This is a genomic window from Marivita sp. NO-S04, assembly GCF_059070475.1.
This window is the reverse complement of the sequence record NZ_CM180980.1, coordinates 3,731,444-3,757,132: the sequence shown is the minus strand read 5'-3', so window position 1 is coordinate 3,757,132 and position 25,689 is coordinate 3,731,444. Positions and strand designations below refer to the sequence as shown.

24 protein-coding genes are annotated in these 25,689 nt (G+C 55.0%); 16 read left to right on the top strand and 8 right to left on the bottom strand.

Annotated features, from left to right (window positions below; genetic code table 11):
* The first annotated feature begins 410 nt into the window (after window positions 1-410).
* The 6 genes from rho to ACK3EW_RS18990 are packed head-to-tail and all read left to right on the top strand — an operon-like array spanning window position 411 to window position 7,181.
* Entirely contained in the window at window positions 411-1,679 is a 1,269-nt protein-coding gene (gene rho / locus ACK3EW_RS19015; RefSeq protein ID WP_085627496.1) for a transcription termination factor Rho, read from the top strand.
* A gap of 21 nt (window positions 1,680-1,700) precedes the next feature.
* On the top strand, window positions 1,701-2,984 hold the full coding sequence (gene mnmE, locus ACK3EW_RS19010; RefSeq protein ID WP_493807404.1) for a tRNA uridine-5-carboxymethylaminomethyl(34) synthesis GTPase MnmE: 1,284 nt from the start codon (window positions 1,701-1,703) through the stop codon (window positions 2,982-2,984).
* A gap of 3 nt (window positions 2,985-2,987) precedes the next feature.
* Window positions 2,988-4,871, top strand: coding sequence for a tRNA uridine-5-carboxymethylaminomethyl(34) synthesis enzyme MnmG (gene mnmG, locus ACK3EW_RS19005; RefSeq protein WP_493807403.1), 1,884 nt, complete (start codon window positions 2,988-2,990; stop codon window positions 4,869-4,871).
* Window positions 4,868-5,455 (top strand): 16S rRNA (guanine(527)-N(7))-methyltransferase RsmG, encoded by a 588-nt coding sequence (gene rsmG / locus ACK3EW_RS19000; protein WP_493807402.1) that lies wholly within the window; start codon window positions 4,868-4,870, stop codon window positions 5,453-5,455. The genes mnmG and rsmG overlap by 4 nt, the downstream gene beginning before the upstream one ends.
* Complete coding sequence (locus ACK3EW_RS18995) at window positions 5,448-6,260, top strand: ParA family protein (RefSeq protein ID WP_439119874.1); 813 nt, start codon at window positions 5,448-5,450, stop codon at window positions 6,258-6,260. Before rsmG ends, ACK3EW_RS18995 begins: the two co-directional genes overlap by 8 nt.
* A 9-nt stretch (window positions 6,261-6,269) precedes the next feature.
* A complete protein-coding gene (locus tag ACK3EW_RS18990) occupies window positions 6,270-7,181 on the top strand; it encodes a ParB/RepB/Spo0J family partition protein (RefSeq protein WP_493807401.1) in 912 nt (303 codons plus the stop codon).
* On the opposite strand, the gene hemW is transcribed toward ACK3EW_RS18990, so the two are convergent.
* The 3 genes from hemW to rph are packed head-to-tail and all read right to left on the bottom strand — an operon-like array spanning window position 7,182 to window position 9,641.
* Window positions 7,182-8,327 (bottom strand): radical SAM family heme chaperone HemW, encoded by a 1,146-nt coding sequence (gene hemW, locus ACK3EW_RS18985; RefSeq protein ID WP_493807400.1) that lies wholly within the window; start codon window positions 8,325-8,327, stop codon window positions 7,182-7,184.
* Window positions 8,320-8,931 carry an RdgB/HAM1 family non-canonical purine NTP pyrophosphatase gene (gene rdgB, locus ACK3EW_RS18980; protein WP_493807399.1) on the bottom strand — a complete coding sequence of 204 codons (612 nt, stop codon included), beginning with the start codon at window positions 8,929-8,931 and terminating at the stop codon, window positions 8,320-8,322. The genes hemW and rdgB overlap by 8 nt, the downstream gene beginning before the upstream one ends.
* Window positions 8,928-9,641 carry a ribonuclease PH gene (rph, locus tag ACK3EW_RS18975; protein ID WP_493807398.1) on the bottom strand — a complete coding sequence of 238 codons (714 nt, stop codon included), beginning with the start codon at window positions 9,639-9,641 and terminating at the stop codon, window positions 8,928-8,930. Before rph ends, rdgB begins: the two co-directional genes overlap by 4 nt.
* Before the next feature lie 135 nt (window positions 9,642-9,776).
* Here rph and hrcA point away from each other — a divergent pair, with 135 nt between their 5' ends.
* Window positions 9,777-10,817, top strand: a complete 1,041-nt coding sequence (gene hrcA, locus ACK3EW_RS18970; RefSeq protein WP_439119883.1) for a heat-inducible transcriptional repressor HrcA — start codon at window positions 9,777-9,779, stop codon at window positions 10,815-10,817.
* Window positions 10,818-10,821: 4 nt separating this feature from the next.
* Window positions 10,822-11,388 (top strand): nucleotide exchange factor GrpE, encoded by a 567-nt coding sequence (locus ACK3EW_RS18965; protein WP_439119878.1) that lies wholly within the window; start codon window positions 10,822-10,824, stop codon window positions 11,386-11,388.
* On the opposite strand, the gene mutS is transcribed toward ACK3EW_RS18965, so the two are convergent.
* A complete protein-coding gene (gene mutS, locus ACK3EW_RS18960) occupies window positions 11,385-14,012 on the bottom strand; it encodes a DNA mismatch repair protein MutS (protein ID WP_493809760.1) in 2,628 nt (875 codons plus the stop codon). The two genes, ACK3EW_RS18965 and mutS, sit on opposite strands and share 4 nt — an antisense overlap.
* Before the next feature lie 115 nt (window positions 14,013-14,127).
* Here mutS and ACK3EW_RS18955 point away from each other — a divergent pair, with 115 nt between their 5' ends.
* Together ACK3EW_RS18955 and ACK3EW_RS18950 are read left to right on the top strand one after the other, a co-directional pair.
* Window positions 14,128-16,383, top strand: coding sequence for an NADP-dependent malic enzyme (locus tag ACK3EW_RS18955; protein WP_493807397.1), 2,256 nt, complete (start codon window positions 14,128-14,130; stop codon window positions 16,381-16,383).
* Window positions 16,384-16,386: 3 nt separating this feature from the next.
* Window positions 16,387-17,262 (top strand): ribokinase, encoded by an 876-nt coding sequence (locus ACK3EW_RS18950; protein WP_493807396.1) that lies wholly within the window; start codon window positions 16,387-16,389, stop codon window positions 17,260-17,262.
* On the opposite strand, the gene msrA is transcribed toward ACK3EW_RS18950, so the two are convergent.
* Window positions 17,259-17,921: a peptide-methionine (S)-S-oxide reductase MsrA gene (gene msrA / locus ACK3EW_RS18945; RefSeq protein WP_493807395.1), complete on the bottom strand. Its 663-nt coding sequence runs from the start codon at window positions 17,919-17,921 to the stop codon at window positions 17,259-17,261. The two genes, ACK3EW_RS18950 and msrA, sit on opposite strands and share 4 nt — an antisense overlap.
* 160 nt (window positions 17,922-18,081) lie before the next feature.
* Between msrA and ACK3EW_RS18940 the strand changes: the two genes are divergently transcribed.
* Both ACK3EW_RS18940 and ACK3EW_RS18935 read left to right on the top strand, forming a co-directional pair.
* On the top strand, window positions 18,082-18,813 hold the full coding sequence (locus ACK3EW_RS18940; RefSeq protein WP_493807394.1) for a sulfotransferase-like domain-containing protein: 732 nt from the start codon (window positions 18,082-18,084) through the stop codon (window positions 18,811-18,813).
* 135 nt (window positions 18,814-18,948) lie between these two features.
* Entirely contained in the window at window positions 18,949-19,293 is a 345-nt protein-coding gene (locus ACK3EW_RS18935) for a DUF7282 domain-containing protein (RefSeq protein WP_493809759.1), read from the top strand.
* A 55-nt stretch (window positions 19,294-19,348) separates the two neighbouring features.
* Here ACK3EW_RS18935 and ACK3EW_RS18930 read toward each other — a convergent pair whose 3' ends face one another.
* A complete protein-coding gene (locus ACK3EW_RS18930) occupies window positions 19,349-20,572 on the bottom strand; it encodes an argininosuccinate synthase (protein WP_493807393.1) in 1,224 nt (407 codons plus the stop codon).
* Between the two features lie 93 nt (window positions 20,573-20,665).
* Between ACK3EW_RS18930 and ACK3EW_RS18925 the strand changes: the two genes are divergently transcribed.
* The 3 genes from ACK3EW_RS18925 to ACK3EW_RS18915 are packed head-to-tail and all read left to right on the top strand — an operon-like array spanning window position 20,666 to window position 23,504.
* Complete coding sequence (locus tag ACK3EW_RS18925; RefSeq protein WP_493807392.1) at window positions 20,666-21,427, top strand: hypothetical protein; 762 nt, start codon at window positions 20,666-20,668, stop codon at window positions 21,425-21,427.
* Window positions 21,428-21,465: 38 nt separating this feature from the next.
* A complete protein-coding gene (gene ilvA / locus ACK3EW_RS18920; protein WP_493807391.1) occupies window positions 21,466-22,692 on the top strand; it encodes a threonine ammonia-lyase IlvA in 1,227 nt (408 codons plus the stop codon).
* Window positions 22,692-23,504, top strand: a complete 813-nt coding sequence (locus ACK3EW_RS18915) for an SDR family NAD(P)-dependent oxidoreductase (RefSeq protein ID WP_493807390.1) — start codon at window positions 22,692-22,694, stop codon at window positions 23,502-23,504. The genes ilvA and ACK3EW_RS18915 overlap by 1 nt, the downstream gene beginning before the upstream one ends.
* On the opposite strand, the gene ACK3EW_RS18910 is transcribed toward ACK3EW_RS18915, so the two are convergent.
* The gene (locus ACK3EW_RS18910; protein ID WP_439119345.1) at window positions 23,501-23,833 is read right to left on the bottom strand and encodes an Hpt domain-containing protein; all 333 of its coding nucleotides are present in this window, start codon (window positions 23,831-23,833) and stop codon (window positions 23,501-23,503) included. The two genes, ACK3EW_RS18915 and ACK3EW_RS18910, sit on opposite strands and share 4 nt — an antisense overlap.
* A gap of 151 nt (window positions 23,834-23,984) precedes the next feature.
* Here ACK3EW_RS18910 and ACK3EW_RS18905 point away from each other — a divergent pair, with 151 nt between their 5' ends.
* Entirely contained in the window at window positions 23,985-25,250 is a 1,266-nt protein-coding gene (locus ACK3EW_RS18905) for a PP2C family protein-serine/threonine phosphatase (RefSeq protein WP_493807389.1), read from the top strand.
* Here the strand turns inward: ACK3EW_RS18905 and ACK3EW_RS18900 are convergent.
* Entirely contained in the window at window positions 25,218-25,682 is a 465-nt protein-coding gene (locus tag ACK3EW_RS18900) for an NUDIX domain-containing protein (RefSeq protein WP_493807388.1), read from the bottom strand. The two genes, ACK3EW_RS18905 and ACK3EW_RS18900, sit on opposite strands and share 33 nt — an antisense overlap.
* Between the last annotated feature and the right edge of the window lie 7 nt (window positions 25,683-25,689).

The following is a 25,689-nucleotide window of genomic DNA, read 5'->3' as shown; positions in this document are numbered from 1 at the left end:
AGCTTCATGATCGTTTGTTCTCCCTGTGAAAAGGATAAGTACTCGTTGGGAACAAGTTGGTGCATCAACAGGACGAAGCAGCCTTTCTGATCACTTATCCCCGCAATGATTTTTACTTATTCATTTGATATCAATAATTTAGATGAATATTTCTACGATATCATCGGTTATACACAGATCTGCCCACATATCTGATCCTTGTGGGCAGTTTGTGTAGAGATCGTTAATCCACAAGCGTCTCCCTGGACTACAATCATCAAAATCCTTTTTTTAAACTTACTTATTTAAAGATTAGCTCCGGTTTGACAGCTTCTCTCCCCTCGGCTAAGAGCAGCACAGTCCTGTTCTGGACGTGACTTTCCTAAGACAACGATGAGACGACTGCCTGTAGCCGCAGTCCGGGATATTTCATGACCGAAAAGCTGAACCTTGCCGATCTGAAGGCAAAAAGCCCCAAAGACCTTTTGGCAATGGCCGAGGACCTTGAGATCGAAAACGCATCGACCATGCGTAAAGGCGAGATCATGTTCCAGATCCTGCGCGAACGTGCGGATGAAGGCTGGACCATTTTCGGGGACGGAGTTCTCGAGGTTTTGCAGGATGGGTTTGGCTTCCTTCGCTCTCCAGAAGCAAACTATCTTCCCGGTCCCGACGATATCTACGTTTCTCCTGAGATGATCCGGAAATTTTCGCTCCGGACGGGAGACACCATCGACGGTGAAATCAAGGCACCAGAAGACAACGAACGCTACTTCGCCCTGATGGATTGCACCCAGATCAACTTCCAGGATCCCGAGCGTGCCCGCCACAAGATCGCGTTTGATAACCTGACACCGCTCTACCCTGATGAGCGTTTGAATATGGAAATCGAGGATCCCACCATCAAGGATCGCTCTGCACGCATCATCGATCTTGTTGCGCCGATTGGTAAAGGTCAGCGCTCGCTGATCGTGGCTCCGCCGCGGACGGGTAAAACAGTTCTTCTCCAGAACATCGCCCACTCCATCGAGCGCAATCACCCGGAATGCTATCTGATCGTGCTGCTGATCGACGAACGTCCCGAAGAAGTTACCGACATGCAACGTTCAGTAAAGGGTGAGGTTGTGTCCTCCACCTTTGATGAACCGGCGACTCGTCACGTCGCAGTCTCCGAGATGGTGATCGAAAAGGCCAAGCGTTTGGTCGAACATAAGCGAGATGTTGTTATCCTTCTTGATTCTATCACAAGACTTGGTAGGGCATTTAACACTGTTGTGCCGTCGTCGGGTAAGGTTCTGACCGGTGGTGTAGATGCAAACGCCCTCCAACGGCCCAAACGTTTCTTTGGTGCTGCGCGAAACATCGAAGAGGGTGGATCGCTTACTATTATTGCAACTGCGCTGATCGACACAGGCAGTCGTATGGACGAAGTTATTTTCGAAGAATTCAAGGGCACCGGTAACTCGGAAATCGTGCTGGACCGCAAAGTTGCAGACAAGCGCGTATTCCCGGCGATGGATATTCTCAAGTCCGGTACACGGAAAGAAGAGCTTTTGGTCGACAAGATTGATCTTCAGAAGACCTTTGTTCTACGCCGTATCCTCAACCCAATGGGGACCACGGACGCAATCGAGTTCTTGATCTCTAAGCTCAAGCAAACCAAGACGAATTCGGAATTCTTCGACTCCATGAATTCGTAAACCTGGCGGGCGCGCAACGTCATGGACACGATCTTTGCCCTAGCCACTGTGCCGGGAAAATCCGGCGTCGCAGTGATCCGGGTGTCTGGGCCAGGCGCTTTCCAATCTTGCAGTGTTTTCGGTTTCTCTCCGCCAGAACCAAGACTGTCTGCCCTGCGTCGTCTGGTGCACAAAGATCGAGGATTCCTTGATGAAGCACTTGTTCTGACCTTCACAGAAGGCGCCAGCTTTACCGGCGAATACGTTGTCGAATTTCATGTGCATGGCAGTGTGGCGATCATCAACACGGTCTTGGATTGCCTTACAGAGGAGCAAGGTTTCAGACCTGCCGAGGCAGGTGAATTCACCCGGCGGGCGCTAAACAATGGTCGTTTGGACCTGACGCAGGTCGAAGCTCTGGCCGACTTGATCGACGCGGAAACGGAAATGCAGCGCAAACAAGCGCTAAAAGGTTTCACCGGTAGACTGCGCGAGAAGTCCGAGAGCTGGCGTGGCGATCTTATTCACGCCCTTTCATTGCTCGAGGCGACGATCGATTTCGCGGATGAAGAGGTCCCAGTCGATGTGTCAGACGATGTTGAACGTCTTCTCACTGGCGTATTGGACACAATGGATCGCGAAATCGTAGGTTTTGGCGTAGCGGAGCGTGTCCGGAGCGGATTTGAAGTGGCGATTGTGGGTCCGCCGAACGCAGGAAAGTCTACACTTCTCAATGCTCTTGCTGGCCGGGATGCTGCCATTACCTCTGAAATAGCAGGCACCACGCGCGACGTGATCGAAGTGCGGATGGACCTGGGAACCTTGCCAGTTACATTTCTTGATACTGCAGGTCTACGGGAAACCACGGATGAAATCGAATCGATTGGCATCCAGCGTGCGATTCAAAGAGCAAAAGCAGCGGATTTACGCGTGTTCCTTCGAGGGGAGGGGGAGTTTTCCGACCTTGAACCGCTTGGGCATGACATTGTAATCGATGGAAAATCAGATCTACGATCAGACGGTCAAGGCGTGTCTGGACTGACTGGGGTTGGCATTCAAAAGCTGGTCGAAGATGTGAAAGACTATCTTTTGTCCTACGCAACTTCTGCTGGATTGGTTTCGCACGAACGCCAGAAAGAGGTTCTCGTGGCTGCAAGTAGGTCGATGTCGAAAGCGTTGGATTTTGTGCGCTCTGGCCCAGAGATGTATGATCTGGGATCAGAGGAACTTCGCGCATCGATTTTCATGCTTGAAAGGCTTGTGGGTCGTGTCGATGTTGAGGATGTGTTAGATAAAGTCTTCTCAAGTTTTTGCATCGGAAAGTAAGGAGTGTTTCACGTGAAACAATTTGATTTCGATGTCATAGTCGTTGGCGGCGGACACGCGGGGTGCGAAGCCGCGCACGCATCGGCACGGATGGGCGTACGTACGGCTTTGGTCACTCTGTCCGAAGCTGGCATTGGCGTGATGTCGTGTAATCCGGCGATTGGGGGCCTCGGCAAAGGCCACTTGGTTCGCGAAATCGATGCATTTGACGGCATCATGGGGCGCATTGCTGACAAAGCAGGTATTCAGTTCCGTCTACTCAACCGTCGGAAAGGCCCGGCCGTACAAGGGCCTCGGGCCCAGGCGGATCGTAGAATTTACCAAGCAGAGATGTTGGCTGCCACTAAAGCGCAAACAAACCTGGAGGTGGTTATTGGCGAAGTAACTGACCTCATCGTGAATAATGACGAAGTAAGTGGTGTCGTTCTTGATACAGATCGTAGGCTTACGGCATCTTCTGTCATTCTGACCACGGGTACATTTCTGCGTGGTGTTATTCACATTGGTGATCGTCAGATTGCTGGCGGTCGCATGGGGGAACGCCCATCTAACGATTTGGCCATTACACTTGCGTCGTTCGAATTGCCGCTTGGTCGTTTGAAAACGGGCACGCCGCCGCGTCTGGATGGCCGGACCATCAACTGGGATGGTTTGGATGAACAGCCCGGCGATGACGATCCCGTTATGTTTTCGTTTCTATCGAAGGGTCCCACGGCACGCCAAGTGTCTTGTGCGATCACGCATACAAATGAAAAAACACACAGCATCATCCGGGCAAACTTGGACAGGTCTGCGATGTATGGAGGTCATATCGAAGGCGTTGGGCCGCGTTACTGTCCGTCAATCGAAGATAAGGTTGTCCGGTTTGCGGATAAGTCGTCGCATCAGATTTTTCTTGAGCCAGAGGGTCTCGACGACCACACGATTTATCCAAATGGAATCTCCACATCTTTGCCCGAAGATATCCAGCTGGAATACGTCCGCTCGATCGTCGGCCTTGAGGCGGCAGAGATCCTGCAGCCGGGCTATGGTATTGAATACGACTACGTCGATCCGCGCGCGCTGAATCTTGATTTGTCGCTTAAGGGTCGGACAGGACTTTATCTTGCTGGCCAAATCAATGGTACAACCGGCTACGAAGAAGCTGCGGCGCAAGGACTTGTGGCTGGGTTAAACGCGGCCCGGCGTTCAAGGCGTCTCCAGCCAGTCACCTTCAGTCGTTCGGATAGTTATATTGGCGTAATGATCGACGATCTGACATCGCGTGGAGTGCTGGAACCGTATCGAATGTTCACCTCACGCGCTGAATACCGCCTGTCTTTGCGCGCGGATAATGCTGATCAACGTTTGACGCAAAAGGCGATTGAGATTGGGTGTGTGAACGAAGAGCGTCAGAGCGTTTTTGAGAATAAAATGTTATCGATGAACTCCGGTCGGAAAAAGTTGGATAATCTAACTGTGACCTCTCGACAGCTGATTGATGCCGGCGTGACGATATCGCAGGATGGCACAAAGCGGTCAGGGTTTGAGGCATTGGCGATTGAGACGGTGTCTTGGGATGCTTTAATGTCGATTGATCCAACTTTGTCGTCCATCGATCTGGCCGTACGCGAGCAGCTTTCCAAAGATGCCCTGTATGCGAATTATATCGAACGCCAGCAGAAAGACATCGAAGCTCTTCGTAGAGACGAAGCGCAAACGATTCCTGAGGATTTTGATTTCTGCTCAATCGAAGGCCTGTCTAATGAATTGAAGACCAAGCTTGGAATAGCAAGGCCAGCTAATGTGGCTCAGGCTGCCAGGATTGATGGTATGACACCCTCTGCACTGATGCTTATTTTGTCCAAAACCCGCGCGTCTGTTGTCAAAGCGCGTGTAGCTGTATGAATGTTTCACGTGAAACATCAGAGCGATTGGATGTCTACCTATCGCTTCTTCGTAAGTGGTCACCAAAGATTAATCTTGTCTCCGCATCATCTTTGAAAGACGCCGCTCGTCGGCATTTTGATGATTCTCTGCAAGTGGCATCGCTGTGCCCAAAAAATGCAAAAACATGGGTAGACTTGGGGTCCGGTGGTGGTTTTCCCGGTGCTGTGGTGGCGATTGCACTGCGAGAAAATGGTTTGAAGGTGACGCTGATTGAAAGTGATCAACGCAAGGCGGCCTTTCTGCGTAATGTTTCACGTGAAACAAATACTCCGTTCACCGTCCTTGCGAACCGCATCGAGGCGGTCGATCCACTTCAGTCAGATGTTGTCAGCGCCCGAGCGTTAGCTCCTTTGGTAGACCTTTTGACGTACAGTGAACGACATGTTGGTGATGGCGGCATTTCGCTTTTCATGAAAGGCGGCACTTGGCGGAATGAGGTTGCGGATGCTCAAAAAAAGTGGCGATTCAATTATGAAGCGCATACAAGTGTGACACACCCTGACGCTGCCGTTATGGAGATTGGAGACCTTTCTCGTGTATGATCCCACACGCCCAGTTGGTCCAAAAATCATAGCGATCGCAAATCAAAAAGGTGGCGTCGGTAAGACAACAACTGCCATCAATTTTGCATCCGCGCTGGCCGAAATCGGTCAAAAAGTCTTGGTGGTCGATCTTGATCCTCAAGGCAACGCGTCCACGGGGCTTGGCCTGATGCCAGATGACCGCAACGCAACAACATATGATCTGCTACTAGACGATTTTCCGCTCTCGGACATTATTTGCAAAACAGGGCAAGACAACCTGTTCCTTGTGCCTTCAACTACCGACCTCAGCTCCGCTGATATCGAGCTCATCGCTAATGAAAAGCGCAGCTACCTGCTCCATGATGCTTTGCGTCAAACCGATATGGACCAATTTGAGTTTGATTTCATTCTTATTGACTGCCCCCCGTCGTTGAACCTTCTGACTGTCAACGCAATGGTCGCCGCGCATTCCGTCCTTGTTCCACTTCAAAGCGAATTCTTCGCATTGGAAGGCCTCAGCCAATTGATGCTAACCATTCGAGAGGTGCGTCAATCTGCGAATCCCGCGCTGCGAATCGAGGGTGTTGTTTTGACCATGTACGACGCGCGCAATAACTTGTCACAGCAGGTCGAGACTGATGCGCGTGACAATCTCGGAGACCTTGTTTTTAAAACGGTAATCCCGCGCAATGTGCGCGTGAGCGAGGCGCCATCATACGCGATGCCGGTTCTTGAGTACGACACAAATTCCAAGGGTGCTCTTGCATACAGGGCGCTTGCCCGAGAGTTTCTTGGGAAAAACGAAACAATGACAGCAGCGTAGGTTGAGCAGATGGCAGAAAAGAAAGAACAAAGACGCGGGCTGGGCCGAGGATTGTCTGCTTTGATGGCCGATATTGAACCCAATTCCGAAGCTGGTGCGCCGCCACAACAACGCGCGGTGCGGACACTCCCTGTTGATCAACTTTTTCCGAATCCAGATCAGCCGCGCCGACAGTTTGATGCGGACGCACTGGATGAATTAAAAATGTCGATCCGAAGCAAGGGTGTGATCCAGCCTTTGATTGTGCGACCGCGTGGCAATGTCGAAAACCAATATGAGATCGTGGCGGGGGAACGGCGCTGGCGCGCTGCGCAGGCCGCTGGCGTCCATGAAGTTCCAGTGGTTGTTCGTGAGTTTTCCGATGAGGATGTGCTGGAAATTGCAATCATCGAAAACATCCAGCGTGCTGATCTCAACCCGATTGAAGAGGCGGCGGGTTACGAACAGTTGATGTCTCGTTTTGGGCATACGCAGGAAAATTTAGCGCAAGCGCTTGGCAAAAGTCGCAGCCACATTGCGAACCTTCTTCGGCTTCTCAACCTGCCTGACGTGGTTAAAAATGCTGTTGTCGATGGTAAGCTTTCTGCCGGACATGCGCGCGCCTTGATCACTGCACCTGATCCCGTCTTGTTGGCTGGGCAGATTGTTCGTCATGGCATGTCTGTGCGCGAAGCTGAACGTTTGGTCCGTGAAGCACAAAATCCCGAAGGCGACGCAAAGCCAAAAAGATCTGCAAAATCGTCGGGGAATGAAGCCAAAGACGCGGACACAAAGGCGCTGGAAGGCGATTTGTCAGCGGCTTTGGGAATGAAGGTCTCGATTAATCACAACGCGGGCAAAGAGACGGGCAGCGTTACGATCAGCTATGACACGCTAGAAGACCTTGATCTCTTGTGTTCAGCCCTCAGTGCAGCGCGCTGATCAGCTTTTGGCAAGCTGAGCAATCAGGTAGTTGAGGACAGGCCGCCCTTTTGGTGTTGCGCCAATGCGGCTGTTCTGTTGCCAGATCAAGCCGTCGACTGTCAGGATTTCCAGTCGGTCCCTGTCAATTATAGCGGTCACATCGTCAATCAGTAGGCCTTCATTTAGGCGCAACCCCATAATGAGGCGTTCATCCGCAATATCTAGAGGCGGTAGCAGAAGCGCCTCTTTGATACCTGTTCCCTCTGACACCGCTTTCAGCCAAGCTTCTGGCTGTTTCCAGCACTCCGTGGCAAACCGTTGACCGCCGCGGGTCAGCCTCCCATGTGCCCCTGGGCCGACACCGGCATAATCCCCACCCCGCCAGTAAAGCAGGTTATGCTTGGATTCCGCCCCGGATTTGGCATGGTTTGAGACTTCATAAGCCACATATCCCGCATCATCACACAGGCGTTGCGTTAGATCGTAAAGGTCTGCGCCAAGATCGTCAGATGGCAATCCACGCAGGGTCCCACGTTGGGCGCGATCCCAGAATGCGGTGCCTTCTTCGATGGTCAGTTGATAGAGCGACAAATGATCCACGGCCAAGTTCAGCGCGGTCGTCAACTCGCGCTCCCAATCATCAAGTGACTGGTTTTGGCGCGCATAGATCAGATCAAAACTCACACGATCAAAGAATGTGCGGGCGGTTTGAAACGCGGTCTGCGCCTCGTCAACAGAATGAAGGCGCCCCAATGCCCGCAGATCATTGGGATCAAGCGCCTGAACGCCCAAGGAAACGCGGTTCACGCCATGTTTGGCATACCCTTCAAATCGGTGGGCTTCGACTGAGGTGGGATTTGCCTCTAGCGTGATTTCGATGTCATTCGCGAAAACCCAAACCTCACGGGCGGCATCCAAAACGGTCTTTACCGTTTCTGGTTCCATCAGACTGGGGGTGCCGCCGCCGAAGAAGATGGACGTCAGGACCCTAGGCCCTGTTTCACGCCCGGTCCTTAGGATTTCCTGCGCAAGGGCGTTTGCCCATTTTGTCTGATCGATGGCAGATCGGACATGGCTGTTGAAGTCGCAATATGGGCACTTTGCTGCACAAAAGGGCCAGTGAACATAAAGCCCGAACCCGCGGTCTTGCCAAAGTTCAGCCAAAGCATCCTGCCACAAATTTGCGGAAGGCGTCGGCGCGGTGGCTGATCTTGTTCTTTTCCCAGCGGTCCATTTCGCCAAAGGTAATGCTGTAGCCATTGGGTTGGAACACCGGATCGTATCCGTGTCCTTGCTCGCCACGCATGGGCCAGACGATGTGTCCGTCCATCGTGCCGGGGAACACTTCGTCGTGTCCATCGGGCCAGGCAAGAACCAATGTGCAGCAAAACCGTCCCGTCCAAGGTGGCTCAACCCCAGAATCGCGGAGCGCTTTGTTTGTCTTGTTCATTGCCATGACAAAGTCACGACCCGTCTCTGTTTCCGCCCAATCGGCTGTATAGACGCCGGGTGCGCCGCCCAATGCGTCAATCTCAAGCCCACTGTCGTCAGATAGGGCTGGGAGGCCAGTGGCTTTGGCCGCTGCATGTGCTTTGATCCGAGCGTTTTCGACGAAAGTGGTTCCATCTTCGACCGGTTCGGGCAGGTTCATCTCGGCCGCGCCAACGACCGAGACACCATAGTCTTTCAAAAGATCGGCGATCTCTTCCAGCTTGCCCCTGTTGTGGGTTGCCACGAGAAGCCGGGTTCCTTCGAATTTGCGTGTCATTCCGCCGCCTTGAGCTGCAAAGCGACGAGTTCCTGCACACCGGCATCCGCCAGATCAAGCAATTCGGTCATCTGCGTGCGCGAAAAGGTCGATCCTTCGGCTGACATTTGTATTTCGATCAACTGCCCATCGCCGCGCATGATGAAGTTGCCGTCAACACCGGCTTCGGAATCTTCTGGATAGTCGAGGTCAAGAACAGCCTGGCCAGCATAGATACCGCAGCTGACAGCAGCGACCGGAGAAATCAGCGGATCGCTTTTCACTTCACCGGCTTTCATCAACTTATTCACGGCAAGACGCAGCGCGACCCAACCGCCTGTGATTGACGCACAACGCGTGCCGCCATCAGCTTGAATAACATCACAATCGACGGTGATTTGACGCTCGCCAAGCGCCACGCGATCGACGCCAGCACGCAAGCTGCGCCCAATTAGTCTCTGAATCTCGACCGTGCGACCCTGTTGCTTGCCCGCGGCACTCTCGCGGCGCATCCGGCTTGTCGTGGAACGGGGCAGCATACCGTATTCGGCAGTGACCCAGCCCAGTCCGGATCCCTTGATAAACGGCGGCACACGGTCTTCGATTGTGGCGGTGCAGAGCACGTGGGTATCCCCCATGCGGATCATGCATGAGCCTTCTGCATGTTTGCTGATCCCGGTTTCGATTGAAACCGCGCGCATTTCGCTTAATTTCCGTCCTGACGGTCGCATGGTATATCCCCTTGATTGCCGTGTACGGATACAGGCAGGCTTTCTGGTTTCGCAAGCCAATAGTCTGAACCAGTGTGACCGTGATTTGCGAGATGAGGTGAGTGATTGAGCGACGGGACCAAACTTCTGGATGAGATGAACGACCGGTCGCGGGAAGTGTTCCGTAAGGTTGTCGAAGGCTACCTTCTTAGCGGCGAACCTGTGGGCTCGCGCACGTTGACGCGTACGCTTGAGGAAAAGGTATCTGCGGCAACCATTCGGAACGTGATGCAAGACCTGGAGTTTCTAGGTCTGTTGGACAGCCCTCATATCAGCGCAGGCCGTATCCCGACCCAGCTTGGTTTGCGTATGTTTGTAGATGGCCTTCTGGAAGTACGTGATCTTGATGTCGATGATCGACAGAAGATTGATGCAACTGTGACAAGCAACAGTCAGGATGTTGGCACAATTCTGGATAGGGTCGGATCTGCTTTGTCCGGTGTAACGCAAGGCGCGTCCCTTGTTCTCACGCCCAAGCATGAAGCGGCCATCAAACATATCGAGTTTGTTCCCGTGGGCGGGGATCAGGCATTGGTGGTCTTGGTTTTTGCCGATGGGCATGTCGAGAATCGTCTCTTCACGCCTCCTCCGGGACAAACACCAAGCTCGATGCGAGAAGCGGCGAATTTTTTGAATGCTTTGGTTGAAGGAAAAACACTGTCTGACCTGCGTCGTACGATCAAAGACGACATGGCCCGCAAGCGCCGTGAGCTGGATTCACTTGCCGCGATATTGGTCGAGCAAGGCTTGGCGATTTGGGACGAACACGCCGACACGTCCGGTCGTTTGATTGTGCGCGGGCGGGCGAATCTTTTGGCAGAAGACACCCATGCCGAAGAGTTGGAGCGCATCAGGGAATTGTTCGACGATCTTGAGCGCAAGCGGGACATCGCAGAATTTCTTGAACTGACCGAACAAGGCGACGGTGTGCGCATTTTTATTGGTTCTGAGAATAAACTTTTCTCACTTTCGGGTTCCTCTTTGGTGGTGTCTCCATATATGAACGCTGATCGTAAAATTATCGGTGCGGTGGGGGTTATAGGCCCGACCCGTTTGAATTATGGACGGATCGTACCGATCGTGGACTACACAGCGCAGCTCGTCGGGAAATTGCTCGGCGACCGCAACCAAGGGTAACGAAATGGCCGAAACGGATCACACGAAGGATTTTCTCGACAGCCTGGCCGAGGCCGAGGCAGAGGAAAACGAAGCTCTTGAAGAAGAGATCAGCGATGAAGACGCTGATCTGGATTCTTTGCGTGCCGAGCGGGATGATCTGAAAGACAAGTTCATGCGCGCGTTGGCAGAAGCCGAAAACGCGCGTAAGCGTTCAGATAAAGATCGCCGCGAAGCACAACAGTATGGTGGGTCACGCTTGGCGCGCGACCTCCTGCCGGTTTATGACAATTTGCAGCGTGCACTTGCTTCCATTCCAGAAGAACAACGCGAGGCGTCCAAAGCCTTTATCGAAGGTGTCGAGCTGACAATGCGTGAACTGCTCAATGTCTTCAGCAAGCACGGCGTTACCGCGATCAAGCCTGAAGTGGGTGACAAGTTCGATCCACAGATGCACGAAGCGATGTTTGAAGCACCGGTTCCGGGCACAATCGCAGGCGAGATCATTCAGGTCTCGACCGAGGGCTTCATGCTGTATGATCGTCTGCTGCGTCCGGCGCAGGTTGGCGTAAGCTCGATGCCGAAGTCCTAATCGTCTTTCAGCAACGATTTCAGGCTATACAGAGCCTGTAACGCCTCCATCGGCGTCATTTCATCGGGGTGCAGATCTTTGATCTGTGCCTCGATCTTGCTTTCGGCCGCGGGCTTTGTTGGCTGCGGGGTGTTTGCGACAGCCGAGAACAGCGGAAGATCGTCGATCAACGCCTTAGGCGAGGTTTTCTCGCGCTCCCCTTTTTCCAGCGCGTCCAGAACGGACCGCGCACGGGTGATAACGGCTGGTGGCAGACCGGCAAGCTGGGCAACCTGAACGCCGTAAGACCGATCTGCAGCGCCTTCGCGCACCTCGTGCAGAAAGATCACCTCGCCCTCCCATTCGCGCACAGCGACTGTTGCGTTCTTGACGCCGTCCAGGCTGTTCGCGAGCGCGGTTAGTTCGTGGTAATGCGTGGCAAAGAGCGCGCGGACTTTATTCACGGATTGCAGATGCTCTAACGTGGCCCAAGCGATGGATAGGCCATCATAAGTTGCCGTTCCCCGACCGATCTCATCCAGGATCACCAATGCGCGGTCGTCCGCTTGGTTCAGGATTGCCGCTGTTTCAACCATTTCCACCATAAAGGTCGATCGCCCGCGCGCCAGATCGTCGGATGCCCCAACGCGGCTGAAGATTTGACTGACCAGTCCGATATGCGCCGATTTCGCCGGAACGTAAGACCCAATTTGCGCCAAAAGCGCAATCAATGCGTTCTGCCGCAGATATGTCGATTTACCGGCCATGTTCGGACCAGTCAAAAGTGTGATTGCCGCGCTGTTGCTCTGGGCCGACAAGTCACAATCATTGGCAACAAACCCTGTATCGCCTTGCGCCCTGAGCGACCGCTCGACCACAGGATGACGTCCGCCCTCAATCTCGAAGCTGCGGCTTTCATCAACCTTAGGGCGGCACCAATCCAGATCGCTGGCTAGATCTGAAAGCGCTGTAGCGAGGTCCAGTTCAGCCAGACCCGTTGCAAGAGCATTCAGTGCGGGCTGTTGGTCCAAAATGGCGCGACTTAGGGTGGTGTAGAGCCGCTTTTCAATCTCGATCGCCTCACCGCCGGCGTTCATGATGCGGCGTTCGAGTTCGGACAATTCCACGGTGGTGAATCTGATTTGGTTCGCGGTCGTCTGTCGATGGATGAAGGTTTCATTCAGCGGTGGGGCCATCATCTTTTGCGCGTGGGTCGAGGTGGTTTCGATGAAGTACCCCAGAACATTGTTGTGTTTGATCTTCAGCGACGACACGCCCGCCATGTCGGAATATTGTGCCTGAAGGCCGGCGATCACACCGCGGCCTTCATCTCGGAGCTTTCGCGCCTCGTCCAAAGCTGCATCATAGCCCGGGGCGATAAACCCTCCATCTCGGGCCAATAGCGGTGGCTCAGCGATCAATGCCTCGTCCAGAAGTGCGCTCAAGGCGTCGTGGCCTTTGCAGGCGCTAACCGCATGACTGAGCATGTCTGGCAGCTTATATGTCTCTAACGCACCTGAAATTGTCTCTGATTGCGCCAGAGCATTGCGGATTGCCGCCATGTCTCGGGGCCCGCCGCGCTCAAGACCAAGGCGCGAAAGCGCGCGATCCAGGTCAGGAACACGTTTGAGCGCATCGCGGATTTGCTGGGCCAATATCGGATCAGAGATCGCCCACGTGATCGCGTCTTGGCGGTTGCGGATCACTGACAGGTCGCGCGATGGCGTGGACAGTCGCCGCTCTAAAAGACGCGCGCCGCTTGCGGTGGCAGTTCGGTCAATGACGGACAAAAGCGATCCGGCACGACCGCCCTGCAGGGAGTGGGTCAATTCTAGGTTTCGACGCGTGGCAGCGTCGATGTGCATCGAATTGCCAAGCTTCTCCTGCTGTGGCGTTCGGAGCAAAGGCAGGCGGCCTTTTTGTGTCAGATCCAGATATTCAATCAGCGCGCCCATGGCTGACAGTTCAACGCGCGAGAACTGGCCGTAAGCGTCAAGCGATGACACACCAAATTGCTGTGTCAGTCGCGTGTGCGCGCCCGTTGAGTCAAAGCTTGATTTGCTGAGCCATGTGGGTTCCAGCCCCAGATCGTCGAGCACGTTGGCAACTGCGGTTTCCGTGCCTTCCGCCATCAGGATTTCGGCTGGAGAGAGTTGCGCCAGTTCGGGACCCACGCGGGCCAATGACAGTGGCAAAACATGGAGTGCACCGGTCGAGATGTCGGTCCAAGCCAGCGCCCATTCGTCTCTGACACAGGCCAATGCGGCCAAAAAGTTGTGACGCCGCGCCTCAAGCAACGTTTCCTCGGTCAGCGTTCCGGGTGTGACAAGGCGCACCACATCACGGTTGACGACAGACTTCGATCCCCGCTTTTTCGCCTCGGCCGGGCTTTCCATCTGTTCGCAAACCGCGACGCGAAACCTTTTTCGTATTAGCGTGAGCAAGTATCCTTCGGCGGCATGGACGGGCACACCGCACATCGGGATGTCGTCACCGTCATGTTTCCCGCGTTTGGTAAGTGCGATATCTAGCGCCTCGGATGCAGCTGCAGCATCGTCAAAGAACAATTCGTAAAAATCACCCATGCGATAGAACAACAAAGCGTCCGCATACTGGGATTTTATTTCCAGATATTGCGCCATCATGGGTGTGACGGGTGATTTATTCGCGTTCACAAGCTTCCCCTCGGTGCTTTGGCGTGACATTAAGACGACCGACCCGGGTGGAAAACCCGATTTTGACGTATGAGGCCTCTGACGCATGTCCAACCCGAAATACACCCGCGAAGAAGCGCTTGCCTTCCACCTTGAGCCGACCCCCGGAAAATGGGAGGTGCAGGCCACCGTCCCCATGACCACACAGCGCGATCTGTCGCTGGCCTATTCCCCCGGTGTGGCGGTGCCCTGTGAAGACATCGCGAAAGACCCCGGTCTGGCCTATGATTACACCAACAAGGGCAACCTCGTCGCGGTGATTTCCAATGGAACGGCGGTTCTGGGTCTGGGTAATCTTGGCGCGCTTGGATCGAAGCCGGTGATGGAGGGCAAAGCTGTTCTGTTCAAACGCTTTGCGGACGTGAATTCCATCGATATTGAGCTGGATACCGAAGACCCCGACGAATTCTGCAAAGCGGTGCGTCTGATGGGACCAACCTTTGGCGGCATCAACCTTGAGGACATCAAGGCGCCGGAATGCTTCATCATCGAACAGCGCCTCAAGGAAGAGATGGATATCCCCGTCTTCCACGATGACCAGCATGGCACGGCGGTGATCTGTGCGGCGGGCCTGCTGAACGCGCTGCATATTTCGGGTAAAAAGATCGAAGATGTGAAGATCGTTCTGAACGGGGCTGGAGCGGCAGGTATTGCCTGTATCGAACTGCTCAAGCGGATGGGTGCGCGGCATGAAAACTGTATCGTCGCGGATACCAAGGGTGTGATCTACCAAGGCCGCACCGAAGGCATGAACCAGTGGAAATCGGCGCATGCGGTTAAAACCGACGCGCGTTCACTGGAAGAGGCGATGGTCGGCGCGGATGTCTTCCTTGGGGTCAGCGTAAAGGGTGCCGTCACACAGGACATGGTTCGGTCGATGGCCGACAACCCGGTTATTTTCGCGATGGCGAATCCCGACCCTGAGATCACGCCTGAAGAGGCGCATGAAGTGCGGATGGATGCCATCGTGGCCACCGGGCGCAGCGACTATCCGAACCAGGTGAACAACGTGCTCGGTTTCCCGTACCTGTTCCGGGGCGCATTGGACATTCACGCGCGGGCGATCAATGACGAGATGAAGATTGCCTGTGCGCAGGCCTTGGCTGATTTGGCGCGCGAGGATGTACCGGATGAGGTGGCGCTCGCCTATGGCAAAAGCCTGACCTTCGGTCGCGATTACATCATTCCCACGCCCTTCGATCCGAGACTGATTCACCGCATTCCGCCCGCAGTGGCGAAGGCGGGTATGGACACGGGTGCTGCGCGCCGGCCGATCATTGATCTTGTTGCGTATGAGGAATCTCTCAAATCGCGGATGGATCCGACGGCGAGCATCCTGCGTGGGATCAATGCACGGGCGCGCAAGGCGCAGGCGCGAATGATTTTTGCCGAGGGCGACGATCCACGCGTGCTGCGTGCTGCGGTCATGTACCAACGGTCTGGGTTTGGAAAAGCCTTGGTTGTGGGGCGTGAGGCGGATGTGAAGGCCACGCTGGAAGAGGCCGGATTGGGCGATGCGGTACGCGAGATTGAAGTGGTGAACGCGGCCAACACACAGCACCTCAGCCGGTACAAAGATGTGCTGTACGGGCGGCTTCAACGTAAAGGGTATGACCATCAGGACATTCACCGCCTTGCGGCGCGGGATCGGCATGTCTTTGGCGCGCTGATGTTGCAGCAGGGGCATGGTGATGCGCTTGTCACCGGGGCGACGCGGAAATCGGCGCATGTGATGGAGCTGATCAACCACGTGTTCGACGCAGACGCATCGCATGGTGCGGCGGGTGTTACGGCGCTGTTGGTCAAGGGTCGGATTGTGCTGATGGCTGATACGCTTGTGCACGAATGGCCAGATGAGGAAGACCTTGCCAATATCGCTGAGCGTGCAGCCGAGGTGGCGCGTCTGATCGGGCTTGAACCTCGAGTCGCGTTTGTGTCGTTCTCGACCTTCGGCTACCCGGTGTCAGAACGTGCCGAAAAGATGCACATCGCGCCACGTGTTCTGGACCGACGCGGTGTGAACTTCGAATACGAAGGAGAAATGACCGTCGATGTGGCGCTGAACCGGAATGCGCAAAAGTTCTATCCGTTCCAGCGTCTGACCGGCCCTGCGAACATTCTTGTGGTGCCAGCACGCCATTCCGCATCCATTTCGGTTAAGCTGATGCAGGAAATAGCCGGAGCGACGGTAATTGGTCCCATTTTGGCAGGTGTCGACAAATCAATTCAGATTTGTTCGACCTCCATGACGGCGGGCGACATTCTGAACATGGCTGTTCTGGCAGCGTGCAAGGGGCGGTAAACCATGGCCGTTTTTAACCTTGGTTCGATCAATGCGGATCTGTTTTATCAGGTGCCGCATCTGCTTGCGCCGGGTGAAACGCTGGCCTCAACGCAACACAGTCGTGGGTTGGGTGGCAAAGGGGCGAACATGTCGGTTGCCATTGCCCGTGCCGCCGCGCGGGCCGTGCATATCGGCGCGGTTGGGGCTGACGGGCGATGGGCGGTCGAGAGATTGTTGGAATACGGTGTCGATACCCGGAATATCGTGGAGCTGGATGTGCCAACTGGCCATGCGGTGATCATGGTCGATGATCAAGGCGAAAACGCCATTTTGCTGTTTCCGGGAACCAATCGGGCCTTAACAGAGACACATATCGCCCCAGCGCTTATGGCCGCAACCGAAGCAGATACGTTCGTATTCCAGAACGAAACCTCTGCCCAGATCGAGAGCGCAACGCTGGCCTCTGCCAAGGGAATGCGGGTGGTCTACGCAGCGGCCCCGTTTGATGCACAGGCGGTCGAGGCAGTTTTGCCGATGTTGGACATCCTTGTGATGAACGCAGTTGAGGCGCAACAGTTGACAGATGCCCTGGGCATGACGTTGGCCGCGCTTACGGTGCGCGATGTGATTGTGACGTTGGGTGGTGAAGGTTGCCGGTGGATCAACACGGATGCCGGTACAGACCAGATGTTTCCAGCCATTCCCGTCACCCCGGTCGACACGACGGGCGCGGGCGACACCTTTACAGGGTTCTTGGTTGCTGGACTTGATCGCGGATTACCGATGGAGCAGGCGATTTCATTGGGTCAACAGGCGGGCGCGATCATGGTCACGCGCCACGGAACGGCCGACGTGATACCCGATCTGAAAGATATCCAAGACGCCCGGCTTTCTTAATTGCCGATAAACGGCGCCTCGCTGCCCCAAAGTTGTTCGATTCGGGCATCGCGCCCACAGCCTTTGCGATACCGCTTGTACGCCTCTTTCTGCGGGATCGCGCCGAACCGAGTCAGTACTCGATTGGTGCCTTTGTAGTAATCCTGATGGTAATCTTCGGCATCGTAAAAGGCTTTTGCGTCTAGGATTGGCGTGACGATCTTGCGGCCCAATGCGGCTTGTGCGCTGGCTTTGGCCTTTTCCGCAGCGGCACGTTCGGCAGAGTTAGAGACGAATATAGCTGTGGCATAGCTTTGTCCTCGGTCGCAGAATTGGCCACCGGCATCCGTCGGGTCGATAGACCTGAAGAACAGATCGTAAAGCTGCGTGCGGTTAATAGTGCCACTGTCATAGGTGATTTTCACCGCTTCGAAATGGCCAGTGCCGCCGCGGGTGACTTCTTTGTAGGTCGGGTTCGCCACTGTGCCACCGGTGTAGCCAGACACCGCTTCCTTGACGCCGCGCACCCGTTCGAAATCGGCTTCGACGCACCAGAAGCAGCCGCCGGCGACAACAATCTCGCGAGTCTCACCCGCGCTTGCGTTGCTGGATTGCAGGAATACCCCGGCAAGGATGGCGAGTGTAAGGGCAATCGGGTGAGTGCGGCGAAGTGGGCGCATGGGAACCTCCAAAAATCTGAAATCAAACTGCGATGAAAGGCACGGAGGGTGCAATTTTTGTCTTGGGATCTCACTCGAAGGTGAAATCGAGTTACTGCTTGCGCGAGGGCTCTGACGCGATACCGTCCGGGCAAAATAAACCTATCAAAGGGCTTGGACGATGAAGGTGGCGATGTGGTCTGGACCACGTAATCTGTCGACTGCGATGATGTATTCTTTCGCCCAACGCGCCGATTTTGCAGTTTTGGATGAACCTTTTTACGGACCCTATCTTCGATTGACGGGGTTAGATCATCCAATGTGCAATGAGGTTCTTGGTGATAGAAGAAAAGATGCCGTTGAGGTAGAACAGTCCCTGATGGATCCTGTGCCAGACGATAAGACGCACGCCTATCATAAGCATATGTGCCAACACATGATCGACGGAATTCCCCGTAGTTTCATGTCTGAATGTGTGAACGTCTTTCTAATCCGTCACCCCGCGCGTGTGGTTGCGAGCTTTGCCAAAGGCTATCCCGACCTGACGGCGGACGATATCGGCTTTGATGCTCAGGCTGAACTATTTGAACACGTTCGATCGCTTGGTCAAACGCCTGTCGTGATCGACAGCGCGGACATCCGCGATGATCCTGAAGGCATGTTGCGGGGGTTGTGTGAAACAATTGGGTTGGAGTTTGATCCCGCGATGTTGTCATGGCCCGTGGGACCAAAGCCTTATGACGGGGTTTGGGCGCCGCATTGGTACATTTCGCTTCATGCAACAACTGGATTTGCCGGTCCTGAAGGGCCGTTGCCAGACCTGAGCGGGCATTTGGCAGAGCTGGTAGCGCGGACAATGCCAGCATATCGCGCTTTGGAATCCAAAAAAATTTCGCAAAGCTTGAAACTCTGAACGGTCGGTGTCCGTGGCTGTTGGTGTCCGCGGGGGTCAAAGCCCGCACCAAACAGGAGACTGACCATGAAATTTGTACTCTCGACCACAATTTTCGCACTGTCCGCAACCGCGCTCATGGCGGCTGGCCATTCGATGGCACCGTCCGTTGACGCGATGGATCAAGATGTGTCCGGTGGCACCGTGACCGCGTCCAGCGTTGTCGCCCCGGCCAATGGGTGGCTGGTAGTGCACCGCACCGATGCCGAGATGAAGCCGGGACCAGTTGTGGGTTATGCCGCGCTCAGGGAAGGTGAAAACATGGATGTCGCGGCGATTCTTCAGGAAGATGTCGCGACGGGTGACATGCTCATGCTGATGGTTCATGGCGAAGACGGCGGCATGTCGACCGGTGTGTTCGAATACACGCTGGGCGCCAAGGAAGACGGCCCCATCCGAGTGGACGACAAGCTGGTGATGACGGTCGTTACAGCCAACTGAGTTACGAAAAAGGCCCGCCAGTTTGGCGGGCCTTTTAGATTGAATAGAGACTGTTTTACTTCAAACGACGGTTCCGCGCCGCCAGCAGTTTCAGCCGCAGCGCGTTTAGCTGGATGAAGCCTTGTGCGTCTTTCGGGTCGTAGGCGCCCGCGTCTTCCTCAAACGTTACATGCGCTTCGGAATACAGCGAATGGTCCGACCAGCGGGCAACCGTGTTGCACGATCCTTTGTAGAGTTTCACGCGGACGGTGCCGGCGACATGCTCTTGGCTCTTATCGATCAGGGCTTGCAGCATTTCGCGTTCCGGGCTGAACCAGAAGCCATTGTAGATCAGTTCTGCATACCGTGGCATGATCGAATCTTTCAGGTGGCCTGCGCCGGAATCCAGCGTGATCTGTTCGATCCCACGATGCGCCTCGAGCAGAACGGTGCCGCCGGGTGTCTCATAAATGCCGCGCGACTTCATTCCGACAAAGCGGTTTTCCACGAGATCCAGACGGCCCACGCCGTGCTTGCCACCCAGTTCGTTCAGCTTGGTCAGGATCGTGGCCGGGCTCATCGCCTCGCCATTGATCGCAACGGCATCGCCTTTTTCAAAGGTGATCTCGACCATTTCTGGCGTGTCCGGTGCATCTTCGGGGTGCACGGTGCGCTGGTAGACGTAATCGGGCGCTTCCTGCGCCGGGTCTTCGAGAACCTTGCCCTCGGACGAGGTGTGCAACAGGTTCGCATCAACCGAGAACGGTGCTTCGCCGCGCTTGTCCTTGGCGATGGGAATCTGGTTCTTCTCGGCAAAATCCAAAAGTTTGGTGCGTGAGGACAAATCCCATTCGCGCCAAGGTGCGATCACCTTGATGTCGGGGTTGAGCGCGTAGGCGGCCAGTTCGAAACGGACCTGATCATTGCCCTTGCCGGTCGCACCGTGAGACACGGCATCGGCACCGGTTTCGGCGGCGATTTCGACCAAACGCTTGGAAATCAGCGGTCGCGCGATGGAGGTGCCGAGCAAATACAGGCCTTCATACAGCGCATTGGCGCGGAACATGGGGAAGACGAAATCGCGGACAAATTCTTCGCGCACGTCTTCGATGTAGATGTTCTCGGGCTTGATCCCCAGCATGACCGCCTTTTCGCGAGCCGGTTCCAGTTCTTCGCCCTGGCCTAGGTCAGCGGTGAAGGTCACGACTTCGCAACCATACTCCGTTTGCAGCCATTTCAGAATGATCGAGGTATCGAGGCCACCGGAATAGGCCAGCACAACTTTTTTGGGCGCAGACATGGGTTTTCCTTTAACGGGTTTGCCGGGGCGATTACTTGTTTTTATGAGCAGGGGCAAGAAGTGGCCTGAGAACAAGGCAAAGGAGACAGGACAGTGGGTGCGATAACAGGTTGGCAGATTTTCAAACATTCGTTCAATCTGGTGATGGCCAATCTTGAACAAGCCTTCCGTCTTTCGCTGGTCCTGTACCCCATTCAGAGCGCGTACACCGTCTACAGCTTTCTTAATCCCCCGCAGATGATGGATCTCGAAGGCACGCAAGTTCCGATGATGTCTCCGGAAACGATCTTTCCAACGATTGTGCTGGGTCTTCTCGCGGTGATTGCCAGCCTGTGGATCGCCGTTGCTTGGCACCGATTTGCGCTGACCGGAGAAAGCACTTCTGGCTGGCTGCCGCAGTTTCACGGATCTGCCGTCATGGGATATCTAGGACGATCGATCCTGATCGGCGTGCTTGTGGTTCTTGGGGTGATGGTTCTGTCGATTCCAATTGGCATCATTTCAATCGGCTTGCCGGCGCTTGCGGGGATCATGTCGCTGATTCTGATTGGCGCGGCGGCCTATTTGTTTTTCCGACTTGGCATCATGCTGCCTGCAGCAGCGTTGGGAGAAAAACTGACGCTTGGCGAAACATGGGACGTCACGAAGGGGCGCAGTAGCATAATTCTGGTGCTTGCGCTGATCGTTGTGGGAGCGAGCGTGATCATCCAGTTGCCGTCATGGTTCAACGACAACCCGTCGTCGATCATCAACGTGGTTTATTCGCTTGTCGTCAACTGGTTTGCGACGATCATCGGGATTTCGGTTCTGACCACGCTCTATGGGCATTTTGTCGAAAACCGTCCCATTGACTGACTGCATGTGCCCATGTGCTATTGCCCCGAGGGGGATGTATGACTGATTTTGCCCAATCCGCGCGTAATGCGACCCTAGCCATGCGCGAGGTGTTTCCGCAAACGCCGCTGTTGCGCAATGCGCATCTGTCCGAACAGTATGACGCGGATATTTATCTCAAGCGCGAGGACCTGTCCCCGGTGCGCAGCTACAAACTGCGCGGTGCGTTCAATGCGATGCGCAGGCGGCCCGAGGCAGAGCTGTTCGTTTGCGCCAGCGCAGGTAATCACGCGCAGGGCGTGGCTTATATGTGCAAGCATTTCGGCAAGACCGGCGTGATTTTCATGCCGGTGACGACGCCACAGCAGAAGATCCAGAAAACTGCAATGTTCGGAGGAGACAGCATCGAGATCCGCCTTACGGGGGATTATTTCGATGACACGCTGGCCGCTGCGCAGGCGTTTTGTGTGGAAGCGGGTGGGCATTTCCTGTCACCGTTTGATGATGATGACGTGATCGAAGGGCAGGCGAGTGTTGCTGTCGAGGTCACTGAGCAATTGGGCAAAATGCCAGATCATATCGTGCTACCGGTCGGTGGTGGCGGATTGTCAGCGGGGATGCTCAGCTATCTGGGGACGGGCTGCCAATATACGTTTGTTGAACCTGCGGGTGGCGCTTGTCTGCGCGCCGCTTTGGAGGCGGGCAAACCTGTGCGCTTGGATCATGTAAATACCTTTGCTGACGGTGCTGCGGTGGGGCAGATCGGGCAAAAGACCTTTGCGCGTTTGAACGGGATCGGGCTGGCGAACACGCTGACGATCAGGGAGGATAGACTGTGTACGACAATCCTAGAGATGTTGAATGTCGAAGGGATTGTTCTGGAACCTGCAGGCGCTTTGTCGGTGGATGCGTTGCAAGATCTGGGTCAGTCGATCAAGGGGCGCACGGTTGTTTGTGTGACCACGGGCGGCAATTTCGATTTCGAGCGTTTGCCCGAGGTTAAAGAGCGGGCGCAGAAATACCTTGGGCTCAAGAAGTACTTTATTCTGCGGCTGCCGCAACGGCCTGGCGCACTTAAGGACTTCCTGAATTTTCTTGGTCCTGAAGACGATATCGCGCGGTTCGAGTATCTCAAGAAGTCAGCGCGCAATTATGGCTCTGTCCTAATCGGGATCGAGACCCGCAACGCTGCAAACTTTGACAAGCTGTTTGCGCAGTTGAATGCGGCTGGTTTCACCTATCAAGACATCACCGACGACGACCTGCTGTCGCAATTTGTGATCTGATGAAGTTCGACGGCGCAACGGCGATTGTCACCGGCGCCGGGCAGGGCATAGGAGCGGCATTGGCGCGTGCCCTTGCAGCCCGGGGCGTTCGGGTTCTTGTTTCTGATCTGTCGCAAGATTTGGCGATCCGGGTTGCCGATGAAATTGGGGGTGTTCCGCATGACGGAGACCTTTGCGACCCAACCGTAATCACAGCAATGATCGACTTGGCCAATGCAAAGTTTGGCAAGGTGGACATGCTGTTTTCCAATGCCGGTTTTGCGCTGGGCGAACCTAATGGGCCAACGTCGCGCCCGGATTCGCATTGGCAGAAAAGCTGGGATTTGCATGTCATGGCGCATTTGCGAGCGTCGCGACTGCTTGTTCCCCAAATGGTTTTGCGCGGCTCCGGTGTTCTGGTCAATGTCGCCTCTGCAGCAGGCGTGTTGTCCCAGATCGGGGATGCCGCGTATTCCGCCACGAAACATGCCGCGGTCAGCCTTGCGCAGTCATTGGCGATCGAACACGGTGCCGACGGTGTTCAGGTCGCGGTTGTTTGCCCGCTTTATGTGGCTACGCCTTTGTTGGGGTATGATGACCCCGCTATGATACGTGCACCGGGTGTAATCAGTGCTGAAGACGTCGCTGAGGCAACATTGACGGGTGTTGCCGAAGGTCGGTTCATGATCTTTCCCCATCCGGATGCCCAAACCTTTTTCGCGCAGCGCGCAGCCGACACCGACCGCTGGATGTCGGGGATGACGCGGTTAAGGGCGCGTGTCTCAGAGCGGACAGACGGAACTGATCCGGCGGTTATTCACCGGTTCATCTAGGCTGCAAACCGCTGGGCGAATTCTGTTTCGAACAGTTGCCGGGATTGCGCGTAGATTTGTTTCATGGACGGGACATCCACATCGCAATCGCCGTTGGTGACCGAAATTTCCGCTGCGCTGCAGGTTTCTGCGAGGTTGGCAAATCCGAGATTGAGCGCCGATCCTTTCAGGAAGTGCATCAACTCCTGCATCTGGCGTGCATCATTCCGCGCCGAAGGCAGCCGTGACAGCGTGTCTTCAACTTCCATCAAGAAAAGTTCTGCCACTTCAGAAAAGTCTTCGGGGCCGATTTCATCGCGCAGTTCGGCAACGCGTGTCCAGTCAATCATGGGAACCTCCATCACTGGTTTGGCGTAGCAAGCAAAGATGAAGAAACTGCAACAGTATGCAGACGACACGAAACTGGTGGGGTTTCATATCATCTTAACACTTGGCGCCTAACAGAAGCACGGGGGCCGGCGTTTGGGTTGGTGAATGGTTATGTTTCAAGACGCAAAATTTGCGTTCCCCGATGTGCAAGATGGTCATCTGTGTCGTGTGTTGGTTGTTGATGACAGTCGCGTGCAGCGCCGGATCCTCACCCTTATGCTGGAACGCTGGGGGTATATCGTCGCCGAAGCCGAAGATGCGGAATGCGCGCTTGATCTTTGCGAGGTGTTTCAGCCGGATTTCATCCTTTCTGACTGGGTGATGCCCGGAATGAGCGGGCCTGAGTTCTGTGCTGCCTTTCGGGCCAAACCGCGCGCGTCTTATGGCTATTTCATCCTGCTGACATCGAAGTCTGAAAAAGCGGCTGTCACCACCGGGCTTGAATCAGGAGCAGATGACTTTCTGACCAAGCCGGTCAATGGTGACGAATTGCGGGCCCGGATCAACGCCGGTGCGCGTATTCTTTCGATGGAGCGAGAGCTTAGGTCAAAGAACAGCGTGATCGCCGAAACACTGGCCGAACTGCAATCAGTGCATGCGGTGATCGACAAGGATCTGCAGCAGGCGCGCGTCTTGCAGCAATCTTTGATGCCGGTGCGCTCTGCCTGTTTTGGGCAAAGTCGGGTCAGCCTGTTGTTACGATCCTGTGGCCATGTCGGAGGTGATCTTGCGGGAATGTTTTCGGTTCCCAACGGCGATTTCGGCCTGTTCAGTCTCGATGTTTCGGGGCACGGCATCACATCTGCGATGATGACGGCGCGCGTTGCCGGGCATCTGAGCGCCGAACATCTTGACGAAAACCTTGCTTTGAAACGGGGGGATGATGGTTTCGACTTTCTTCCACCGCACCAAATGGCAGAGCGGTTGAACGCGCGCATGGTTGGGCAAAAAGGTGTCTCGGAATACCTGACGCTTGCCTATGTTCATGTGTCTCAGACCAATGGTTTGGCGCGGTTCGTTCAGGCCGGTCATCCGCCGCCGCTTTTGTTGCGCAAATCCGGCGAGGCCGAATTCATTGGATTGGGCGGTTTGCCGATTGGCCTGATCGACGATGCACGGTTTGAAGAACACAAGATTGCGCTTTCGCCGGGTGATCGACTTTTGCTTTACACGGATGGTTTTACCGAGGCGGTGCTGCCTGATGGAACCATGTTGGACAACGACGGGCTTTTGGCGCTTGTGATATCCATCCCCCCCGATCTGAGGGGACCGGAGTTTTTGGATGCACTATACGATACGCTGAAGGCAAAACTCGGTGATATGGCAGAGTTTGACGACGATATCTCAGCGGCGCTTCTGGAATACGGGGAGGTGTGACGAAAAACGCGCCAAGAAATCCCTGTCCCCGGAATTGGCCAAAGTGGTCATCGCTTCAGCCACATCCATCCAAAGTGCAGTATGCCCCGGCTCGAGTGGATCGCCATATCGCATCACCGGAGCGGCCATGTAGATCAGACACAGCTTTTCGGCCCAGAGGTCGTATTCTGGCATGTAGGTGAACCGTCGATACGCTCCCAACCGCCGGGCGCGTGTGATGCGCCAGCCTGTTTCCTCATAGACTTCGCGAATCAACGCCTGAACCGGGGATTCGCCGGGATCGACGCCTCCGCCAGGCAATTGGACCTCGGGTTCGGGTGCATCCTGACGGGTGAGCAATAGACCATCTCCGTGAGGCAAAATAGCATATGCGCCGGTGCGAAGCGTGTACGAGCGCCCGGATTCCGGTGCGTCGCCAAACCTGCGTATCATGTCATTC

What these genes read in the sequence shown, in the direction of transcription:
- rho (WP_085627496.1), top strand. Translation starts at nt 411, where the DNA reads ATGACCGAAAAGCTGAACCTTGCCGATCTGAAGGCAAAAAGCCCCAAA.
- mnmE (WP_493807404.1), top strand. Translation starts at nt 1,701, where the DNA reads ATGGACACGATCTTTGCCCTAGCCACTGTGCCGGGAAAATCCGGCGTC.
- rsmG (WP_493807402.1), top strand. Translation starts at nt 4,868, where the DNA reads ATGAATGTTTCACGTGAAACATCAGAGCGATTGGATGTCTACCTATCG.
- ACK3EW_RS18990 (WP_493807401.1), top strand. Translation starts at nt 6,270, where the DNA reads ATGGCAGAAAAGAAAGAACAAAGACGCGGGCTGGGCCGAGGATTGTCT.
- rdgB (WP_493807399.1), bottom strand. Translation starts at nt 8,931, where the DNA reads ATGACACGCAAATTCGAAGGAACCCGGCTTCTCGTGGCAACCCACAAC.
- rph (WP_493807398.1), bottom strand. Translation starts at nt 9,641, where the DNA reads ATGCGACCGTCAGGACGGAAATTAAGCGAAATGCGCGCGGTTTCAATC.
- hrcA (WP_439119883.1), top strand. Translation starts at nt 9,777, where the DNA reads ATGAACGACCGGTCGCGGGAAGTGTTCCGTAAGGTTGTCGAAGGCTAC.
- ACK3EW_RS18965 (WP_439119878.1), top strand. Translation starts at nt 10,822, where the DNA reads ATGGCCGAAACGGATCACACGAAGGATTTTCTCGACAGCCTGGCCGAG.
- mutS (WP_493809760.1), bottom strand. Translation starts at nt 14,012, where the DNA reads ATGATGGCGCAATATCTGGAAATAAAATCCCAGTATGCGGACGCTTTG.
- ACK3EW_RS18955 (WP_493807397.1), top strand. Translation starts at nt 14,128, where the DNA reads ATGTCCAACCCGAAATACACCCGCGAAGAAGCGCTTGCCTTCCACCTT.
- ACK3EW_RS18950 (WP_493807396.1), top strand. Translation starts at nt 16,387, where the DNA reads ATGGCCGTTTTTAACCTTGGTTCGATCAATGCGGATCTGTTTTATCAG.
- msrA (WP_493807395.1), bottom strand. Translation starts at nt 17,921, where the DNA reads ATGCGCCCACTTCGCCGCACTCACCCGATTGCCCTTACACTCGCCATC.
- ACK3EW_RS18940 (WP_493807394.1), top strand. Translation starts at nt 18,082, where the DNA reads ATGAAGGTGGCGATGTGGTCTGGACCACGTAATCTGTCGACTGCGATG.
- ACK3EW_RS18935 (WP_493809759.1), top strand. Translation starts at nt 18,949, where the DNA reads ATGGCACCGTCCGTTGACGCGATGGATCAAGATGTGTCCGGTGGCACC.
- ACK3EW_RS18930 (WP_493807393.1), bottom strand. Translation starts at nt 20,572, where the DNA reads ATGTCTGCGCCCAAAAAAGTTGTGCTGGCCTATTCCGGTGGCCTCGAT.
- ilvA (WP_493807391.1), top strand. Translation starts at nt 21,466, where the DNA reads ATGACTGATTTTGCCCAATCCGCGCGTAATGCGACCCTAGCCATGCGC.
- ACK3EW_RS18915 (WP_493807390.1), top strand. Translation starts at nt 22,692, where the DNA reads ATGAAGTTCGACGGCGCAACGGCGATTGTCACCGGCGCCGGGCAGGGC.
- ACK3EW_RS18910 (WP_439119345.1), bottom strand. Translation starts at nt 23,833, where the DNA reads ATGATTGACTGGACACGCGTTGCCGAACTGCGCGATGAAATCGGCCCC.
- ACK3EW_RS18905 (WP_493807389.1), top strand. Translation starts at nt 23,985, where the DNA reads ATGTTTCAAGACGCAAAATTTGCGTTCCCCGATGTGCAAGATGGTCAT.
- ACK3EW_RS18900 (WP_493807388.1), bottom strand. Translation starts at nt 25,682, where the DNA reads ATGATACGCAGGTTTGGCGACGCACCGGAATCCGGGCGCTCGTACACG.